We start from the raw sequence: 8,650 nt of genomic DNA, 5'->3' as shown, positions 1-8,650 counted from the left end.
GAACTAGAAAAATAGTGTTTGTGGTCATCAGAGAGGGAATCTGTTTCCCATTGAACCAATAGTATTAACGGTCATTAGAGAGGGAATCTGATTCCCATTGAACCAGAAAAATAGTATTAACGGTCATCAGAGAAGGAATTTGATTCCCCTTAAATCAGTTGAGAGATGTAAAGGGTCATTAGATTTTTCTGTTATACCTATTAAGTAAAAACATTACAAAATTTAATCTAAGTTTTTTGACATTAGGGTGGAAACATCTTTAAACCCCAGCTTTTCGTAAAGATGTTTGGCATGGTTTCCGGCATAAACATTCAATTGGACTTTTTTATGGCCTTCCGCTCGTAACTGGATGAAAGCTGCTTTACATAATTTTTCGGCAGCACCCTGTTTGCGATGGGGTGGGAGTACATACATTTCATTGATAAAGCCAACCTCTTCATCCGTGTTTTGATCAATGATGCGACCTAATCCCACCCAGCCCTGAATAACATTATTTTTAACCCGAACAAGGTAATAACCACCGCCATTTAAAAAAGGAGTCATCATTTCAATCGCTTTTTCACGGCTTGGCTTAACGTAACCCATGGTGGCCTCTTTTAATACCACTAAATGATAATTCAAGATCCGTTGAGTTTCCTCGTAGGTTGCTTTTCTAATCGTCATTTTCCTTTTCATCTCCTTTGAAAAGCCAGTATAATCTCATCTAGTCGAATACCTAACCTATAGTATGAAAATAGGTTATATGTGGGTACTGATTGAATCAAGACGGGCATAATCCAGTTATGAATAAACTTTTATGTCAACCTATTGATATTTTTGGTTGACATAAGTTAACATACCAATTATTCTTAATTTAATGAACGTTTGGGGGGCTAGTTATGAAACTTAGAACGATTGATCTTACGTTAGCGGCAATGTTTGTGGCTCTAATGGCTGTAGGGGCTAACATTACAGCCATTGCACCATTCATGGTGGTGGGGGGAGTACCCATTACGCTGCAAACATTTTTTGCTATTTTAGCAGGAGTGGTTCTGGGCAGTAGATTGGGAGCCATTGCCATGATGGTCTACGCATTTGTTGGTTTAGTAGGAGTTCCAGTATTTGCTCAATTTGGTGGAGGACTTGGCCATTTCTTGAGGCCTACATTTGGTTTTATTGTTTCTTATGTTTTTACAGCGTATGCTACGGGTTACATAATTGAAAAAATGAAAAATACAGTTCGAGTATATGCTTTCGCAGCACTTATAGGAATGGCAATCAACTATGTTTTCGGCACGAACTGGATGTATGCAGCTTATAAAATTTGGGCTTCTGCTCCAGATGGGTTCACCTATAAAATGGCTTGGTTATGGATGGTTGTGCCACTGCCAAAAGATATCATTCTAGCAGTTTTTGCAGGAGTTATGGGGCATAGGTTAAAACGTACCTTGAATAGAAGTCAAACTAGCAATGTTAGAAAAGTGAGTTAAAAATAAGTGAGGGATTGTTATGAGTAAATGGAGTGAATTGGCTTTAGAGGTGCTAAATGGTCATGATATTACAAAAGAGGAAGCATTAAGTATTCTTCATTCCTCGGATATGGAGTTATTAGAGGTATTGCAGGGAGCTTACTTAATTCGCCATCATTATTATGGAAATAAGGTTAAGCTTAATATGTTAATTAATACGAAATCAGGTCTTTGTCCTGAGAATTGTGGCTATTGTTCGCAATCAAGTATCTCTAATGCTCCGATTCAAAAATATCGAATGGTTGATAAAGATACCATCCTTAAAGGAGCAGACCAAGCTTATCAGCTTCATGCTGGTACCTATTGTATTGTAGCGAGCGGACGCGGTCCTAGTAATCGTGAATTAGACCAAGTTGTTTCAGCGGTAAAGGAAATAAAGGACAAATATCAATTGAAGATTTGTGCCTGCCTGGGAATATTAAGACCAGACCAAGCAGCCAAGCTGAAGGAAGCTGGTGTTGACCGCTACAACCATAACCTAAACACCTCAGAAGATCACCACGACTCCATCACCACATCACACTCTTATGATGATCGAGTTAATACTGTTGAGATAGTGAAAGCATCAGGGATTTCTCCTTGTTCAGGGATAATCGTTGGTATGAAGGAAACGAAAGAGGATGTAGTAAACGTGGCAATGAGTCTAAAGGTATTAGATGCAGATTCCATTCCCGTTAATTTTCTCCATGCAATAGATGGTACTCCGCTAGAAGGAACTAAAGAGTTGAATCCTAGGTACTGCTTGAAGGTCCTTGCTCTTATGCGGTACGTGAATCCAACAAAAGAAATCAGAATTTCTGGTGGACGAGAGGTTAACCTAGGAAGTTTGCAGCCGCTTGGATTATATGCAGCGAATTCAATCTTTGTAGGAGATTACTTAACCACTTCTGGACAAGAAACTACTACAGATCATCAAATGCTTGAGGATTTAGGTTTTGAGGTGGATTTTGTTAAAGAAATCATAAATGTATAAAAAAATAATTGAAGAAATATCTGGGCATCATCCTTAGATGATGTCCTTTTTGACATAAAAACTTTGATATATCAAGTTTATAAGAAAATCAATCTTCGATTTGTCCCCGAGACTGTCCCCGAAACATTTTTATTGCCTATTTCAATAAGCTATTCATTAATTCGCTGAATTTTTGAGAAGCTTCTTTTTCTAGGCTTGCGGTTAAATGTGAGTAGGTTTTTTCAGTTGTACTTATACTTTCATGTCCTAGTTATGAAGGAATACCAAAAAACACAAATTTTTGAGCGAATTCAATTAATTCGCCAGATGAAAGAAATGGCACCTAATGCTGCTGTAAAGGAAATACGGAGATTTTACGATAAATATTTGGAAGCAGATGGACGAAAAAATCTTACGATGCACAAAGAAATGATACAAGATACACTTTCAGAAATTGAGTCATCTGCCGGCCGTTTCCATTCGATTCAAAGTTTTGTAAACTTCGTAGATGAAATCATAAAAAAGAACAAAGAGATGGAAGAACTTCGTAAGGATCCAAAAGCAGATGTGGTAAAATTAATGACCATTCATAAATCAAAAGGTTTAGAGTTTCCAGTGGTATATCTCATAGGGGCATCAGAAAATATATTGCCTCACAGTTCCTCTTTAGAGGCAGACTCAAGAAAAGACATCATCATAAAAGAAAAACAAAAGAATAGTGTAGCAATAGAAGGAGAACGTCGCCTTGCGTATGTAGCAATAACAAGAGCAGAAGAAGAATTATATATAAGCTCACCTCGTATATATAGGGATGGTAATGTCGAGATATCAAGATTCATTATGAATGTCTTTACTGAAAAAAGTGAAGAAACAAAGAAACCTAACATAAGTCAGCATATCAGTAAAAGAAGTTCTTATGCTAAATCAAAGATAGAAAATACTAAAGTGAAAGAGAAAATATTAATTTGGGATTGAACAAAGTGTATTGCTTGGCAGAGGATCCAAACTTATGAGGAAACCCTAATAGACTCCAAAGCATGCCCTATGTGTAACGGTACAATGAAACACGGGGTTCGAGAAATATGAGTAATAATGCCCGGCTCCTGAGTAACAACAGGCAGCCGTTTTTTTGTGAAGAGTCTAGGTAAGGACGAAAATGGAGATGTTATATATTCCGATTCACGTGCACTTCCAGTTTAAAGATTTGTCTGAAACGGTAAGAGAACACGGTACACACGGTTGGGACAAAAAAGAGCAAGCCCAGACAAGGATGCGTTTGTATATTTAAAAGGTGCTAGGAAAACACGGATACCCGAAGTACAAAGAACCTAAAGCCGCTTGGAGCAGGCAAAACAGCAGTTAGCAGGAATGTAACCCATAATTACTACAAGAATCATTAATACATTAAATATTTCCGACCCAAGAATTGAATACGGCTAAACGGTTCAACTTTTATTGGATCCTTTTAGCCTATGGTTAATCAAGAATAATAGCTCAATATAATATCATCAAAATCCATCGTCCATGTCATGGATTGCATCAATTGACATACCGATATCTGCATTAAACAAGTCAAGTTGAAAAAGCCATCCCTCAGTAATATCTTTATACCAAAGACTATAATCAAATTTCCTTACCCTCATTTGTTCAAACCCACTAAAAAAGTACCAATAATTTTCGTCCTCTCTGAAGTAGTCAATTCCTTCGAATAAATCATTTAATTCCTTAAGTACTTGGTTTAAAGAATACGGTTTGTAATATGTCCTTCTGCAAACCTTGCAATAAAATGCAGAATATGAAACTAGAATTAAATCATTATCACACTGAATGCACTTTCCATCTTTTAATTTTTCAGTTGATTTTCCTTTTTCTACTTCCTCAAGAGAATTTAGTAAATTTGACCGATAGGATTTCCATTCCTGTACAATAGGATGGTTTCTTAAAAGAAGGTTATTTTTATTGGCGAAATTTTCAATCAAATTTTTGGTGGCTAATATATCTTGATTCCTATAGGCAGTGTTTATTTCCCGTACTAGACTCTTGTCCTGAAGAAGTAACGACCTGAATTTTTGTTCATTCTTTTGATCATTACCACACAAATCAGCTAACCATTTTTTCAATACTCCTTGTATTTCATCCATTACTTACACCGCCAATTCACATACTTTTGTATAATATTTTACCGTATTTTAAAAATAAGAAATATTAAAAATTTTATTTAAAACGAAACTCTCTAGGGTTAGAACTTAAAAGTTTAGATTCCGTAAGGAAAAGGCTGTAAAATAGGCGTATCAAGAGGTGTCATAACTTATGTTCACATATGAATGTGTACTCGGAGGGGGGATTTAAAAAGGCACTCGTCTAAATAAAAAACAATAATATGTTTACGTTTTATACAATCAAAAAAATTACCCTGATTTCATCCACCAGGGTAATATTTAGAATGATCATGTGGGACTGTTACGGTAACACTCTTATTTGTCACATTTCCTGCTTTATCCGAAACAGTAAAAGTAATGGTATAAACACGTCGATTACCGTTCCCTAATCGATCTGCACGAAGTTTAAATATGTCAGTAGAACCAGTAATAGGTGTATTATAATTTGCATCCTGAATATCATCAGATTGAAGGGGTTCATTGCTGGTAATTGATGCTAAAACTACCGAGTCAATTCCTGATGTGGCATCAGAAGCATTAATGGTAGCCGTTACCGGAACCATTTGATTATTAGGCGACCATATAATTGTTTTGTCTAGACTAATATTTAAAGTAGGTTCTGTCTTGTCAATTCTAACGGTAACAGTATGCTGTGCTTCAACATTTCCAGCATTGTCTACACTCCAATAGGTTAGGGTGTGGGGGCCGTCATCTGAAATAATGATTGAATTTCCACTCTTTGTGGAACCATTATCTAGTTGGTAATACGTGGAAGCAACACCAGAACCACTATAGTCAGTGGAGGTCAAGGTTACTGTAACATCTTTATTAACCCAATCTTTTGGTGCGTTGTCCGTTGTAACAGGTGGAGTTTGATCTGAATTCCACAGCGTTAACCCAACAGGGACATTAGTTTGCCCTTTATCGTTCATACCCCAAGCCACTACCGTTCCATCTGATTTTAAGGCTAAGCTATGCCAGTTTCCTGCAGAGATTCCTACTACATTACTAAGTCCAGTTGGGATTGTAGTTTCCCCATAAAAATTATCTCCCCAAGCAACAACGGTCCCATCGGATTTTAATGCAAGGGAATGGAAGTCACCCGCGTCGATAGCTACCACATCATGTAAGCCAGCCGGGACAGTAGCTTGTCCAGCATCGTTCCTCCCCCAAGCAACAACGGTCCCATCAGATTTCAGGGCTAAAGATTGCCAGAATTTTGATGAGATAGCTAACACGTTATTTAGTCCGGTTGGGACATTACTTTCCTCATACATATTACTTCCCCAAGCAACAACGGTCCCATCGGATTTTAATGCAAGGGAATGGTATTCACCCCCTTGGATAGCCACCACATTTCTTAAGCCATCTGGTACAGTGGTTTGCCCATAAGTGTTGTCCCCCCAAGATGCAATCGTCCCGTCGGATTTTAATGCAAGGGAATGTCCGTACCCTGCACTGATCAACTTTGAATACTTTTGTGCAGATTCGAAAGTTAATGTTACTGATGCTTTTACTGGATTTACTTCACATAATAGGTTCATCATTATTAAAAGTAATGCCATTAAACCTAATTCAATCCGACGTAGAGTAAAAGTTTTTGTTAAACAACGTACTTTTTTCATTAAGTCACCTCTTCTTTCTTAAGAAAATTTCACTTATGAAAATTCTTGTTGTAATTGGGGAAAGTTTTCTATTAAAAAATAGTGAAAATGGATGCTCTCCTTTCATTGTAGTTTGAATATTTATACTATTCTTAACAATGTGATATTAATTAATAATTACATTTATTTCAATAATTTGTAAAGAGCTTTTTCACGTATCCTGTAAAAGTTGTACCTCCATAAAGAAATTAACCACCGTGTATGCTCGGTCTTCTTTTGCTATTAAAACTGAACATGCAAAAGTAATTCCAAAATAGACCGAATCTTTGATATTCCCAATTATTTTGCGATTGTTCAAATGTAACAAAATACAAAAAAAATCGAGGATACGAAATGGAGTTTGAAGCGGCACCGTTCCAAAAATGATTAAATTATGTTTCTCCTAGGAATAAAAATACCAGGCTTCGAGTTAGTGATTTGTTGCAACTTAAGCAAAGGATTTGAGAGGCAAAAAGAAAGTAATCGTGAAAGAGGGAAAGACCGACAATCCTCGTACAAACCATTTACAAAACATTTTTGAGGAAATGAATGGCTACATGAAAACGCTAGATAGTGAATGTTTATTCCCAGGCCGTAAGGGATATAAACCTATTACGAGAATCCAATCATACAGACAGCTCAATAAAGCAGCTGAAATGTGTGACTTAATGTAGGGAATCGGAACCACACTATGAGAAAAACCTTTGGTTATTGGTATTACAAACAAAATAAAGACATAGCAACTATATCGGCATTACTGACGAAGAAATAGAAAACAGTTTGCAAACTCTTTTAAACTTTAAGAGGCTAAAAGGAATAATTAAAAGAACGCAATGTACTAAGAATATATGTTTTCTTGAAATACGTCCTTAGTTAAGTTTGAACATCAAGGATGATTATTGTTTTATTGGACTAGTGTCATATTTTTCCTTAGAGATAAATATATTTGTTGAAGTAAATATAAGGAGGAGTAAGAATGAAAGTAATTGAGCAAATCACATTTGAAACAAGAGAACCTGTTGAAGCAATTCGTGAAAGTAAAAGGAAAATCTTTGAGGATTATGGAATTTCAGTTATGCCATTAGTTCAGCAATTAATTGATATAGGTGAAGGTTGTTTTTTGGTGATAATTAATATAACTGATAATAGTTAAAGGCTGATCATATCGTGTGCTTTTTTGTCATTTGCATCTGACGGATCCTGCAAGTATCACAGAATCATTTCTAGAACATCCTTCTGCATAGAAACGAACTCCTATGATAACAAGATTTGTAAGAGCGCATTAATAAAAAAACGAGGTTATAGTACTTATTAAAAAGGTCCAAGAGAAGTAGCTCTAGAAATAGGGAGACTGCTCTTTTTCTTTTATTTCTATAACTTTTGGGCGTGGAAATAGAATTGCCGGCAGAATAGGTTGTATTTAAAAGAAATAATAATGTAATGACGGCCGCAATGGTCGTTATTTTTGTTTTCATAATGATCCCTATTATGTTCCTACATAATTAAAAATGGAAAAAGGAAAATTAGAGGAACTATTTGGTGAATATCGAATTTTAACTATTATAATAAATTTGGGTATACGAGTAAAATAATGGGGGAGTATTGATATGTCAAAAACCGCGGTAAATTTTAATTTTAAAGAAATATTTGATAAGCAGGTAAACGAAATAAATAAACACCGCCCAAATATCCTTGTAGTAGGTAAAACCGGAGTTGGGAAAAGCACGCTTATAAATTCAATTTTTTCTGGAAACATTGCTGCAACAGGTGTTGGAACGCCAGTATCACAAAATCTTATAAAGTACGAAAAAGAAGGGGTACCTATCTCAATATGGGACACTCAAGGATTAGAATTAAGCGAAAAGGCACAAATGAAAACAAAAAATGAAATAATAAAAGAAATAAAGGCACTTAAAAAGAGTGACGATATATCTAACCGAATTAATGCATGTTGGTATTGTATAAATTCACTTGGTTATCGTATTGAGACAGAGGAGATTGAATGGATAAAGGAAATCGCAGAGGAAATGCCAGTTATCATCGTATTGACTCAAACGATTAATAAAAGGGACAATACACTTTTTGATAAAATAAATTCTTATAAAATTCCTTATAAACAAATGGTAAAAGTTCTTGCCGAAACTTATGCTATTGAAGATGATGATAATGAAGGAAGCTTTGTATATAAAAAACCTTTTGGACTTCAGGAATTATCTGAAATAACCTTTCAACTTCTTCCGGAGCAATTAAGAAAAGCTTATACTGCTGCCCAAAAAGTTGATTTACAAAAAAAAATTAATTTGGCGTGGATTACTGCCAGTTCCAGCAGAAGATTGCAGAGCCGATTATAATAGGAGCGGAAAGCTTGGAATAAAGATAAAGATATGG

Annotated in this window: 9 protein-coding genes; 6 read left to right on the top strand and 3 right to left on the bottom strand. The window is 35.8% G+C overall.

What is annotated here, in order from left to right:
* Nucleotides 1–222: 222 nt before the first annotated feature.
* Complete coding sequence (locus tag CHI06_RS27235) at nt 223–663, bottom strand: GNAT family N-acetyltransferase (RefSeq protein WP_095251775.1); 441 nt, start codon at nt 661–663, stop codon at nt 223–225.
* Nucleotides 664–878: 215 nt separating this feature from the next.
* On the opposite strand from CHI06_RS27235, the gene CHI06_RS27230 reads away from it, so the two are divergent.
* The 3 genes from CHI06_RS27230 to CHI06_RS27220 all read left to right on the top strand — a co-directional run bounded on the left by CHI06_RS27230 (nt 879) and on the right by CHI06_RS27220 (nt 3,435).
* On the top strand, nt 879–1,469 hold the full coding sequence (locus CHI06_RS27230; protein WP_095251774.1) for a biotin transporter BioY: 591 nt from the start codon (nt 879–881) through the stop codon (nt 1,467–1,469).
* Between the two features lie 19 nt (nt 1,470–1,488).
* Nucleotides 1,489–2,481 carry a biotin synthase BioB gene (bioB, locus tag CHI06_RS27225; protein WP_095251773.1) on the top strand — a complete coding sequence of 331 codons (993 nt, stop codon included), beginning with the start codon at nt 1,489–1,491 and terminating at the stop codon, nt 2,479–2,481.
* Nucleotides 2,482–2,706: 225 nt separating this feature from the next.
* A complete protein-coding gene (locus CHI06_RS27220) occupies nt 2,707–3,435 on the top strand; it encodes a 3'-5' exonuclease (protein WP_095251772.1) in 729 nt (242 codons plus the stop codon).
* A gap of 533 nt (nt 3,436–3,968) precedes the next feature.
* On the opposite strand, the gene CHI06_RS27215 is transcribed toward CHI06_RS27220, so the two are convergent.
* Together CHI06_RS27215 and CHI06_RS27210 are read right to left on the bottom strand one after the other, a co-directional pair.
* Nucleotides 3,969–4,601, bottom strand: a complete 633-nt coding sequence (locus CHI06_RS27215) for a hypothetical protein (protein WP_095251771.1) — start codon at nt 4,599–4,601, stop codon at nt 3,969–3,971.
* 278 nt (nt 4,602–4,879) lie between these two features.
* Nucleotides 4,880–6,244 (bottom strand): RCC1 domain-containing protein, encoded by a 1,365-nt coding sequence (locus CHI06_RS27210; protein WP_095251770.1) that lies wholly within the window; start codon nt 6,242–6,244, stop codon nt 4,880–4,882.
* Nucleotides 6,245–6,747: 503 nt separating this feature from the next.
* Here CHI06_RS27210 and CHI06_RS31015 point away from each other — a divergent pair.
* The 3 genes from CHI06_RS31015 (at nt 6,748) to CHI06_RS27200 (ending at nt 8,613) form a co-directional block, all read left to right on the top strand.
* Nucleotides 6,748–6,936: a hypothetical protein gene (locus CHI06_RS31015; RefSeq protein WP_179292804.1), complete on the top strand. Its 189-nt coding sequence runs from the start codon at nt 6,748–6,750 to the stop codon at nt 6,934–6,936.
* A gap of 302 nt (nt 6,937–7,238) precedes the next feature.
* On the top strand, nt 7,239–7,415 hold the full coding sequence (locus tag CHI06_RS30105; protein ID WP_179292803.1) for a hypothetical protein: 177 nt from the start codon (nt 7,239–7,241) through the stop codon (nt 7,413–7,415).
* 454 nt (nt 7,416–7,869) lie between these two features.
* On the top strand, nt 7,870–8,613 hold the full coding sequence (locus CHI06_RS27200; RefSeq protein ID WP_095251769.1) for a GTPase: 744 nt from the start codon (nt 7,870–7,872) through the stop codon (nt 8,611–8,613).
* Nucleotides 8,614–8,650 lie beyond the last annotated feature (37 nt).

This window comes from Bacillus sp. 7884-1, from assembly GCF_002272245.1.
In the GTDB taxonomy this organism is placed as follows: Bacteria; Bacillota; Bacilli; order Bacillales; family Cytobacillaceae; genus Neobacillus.
Note: the sequence above shows the minus strand (reverse complement) of the source record. Positions and strands in the feature narration are given on the sequence as shown.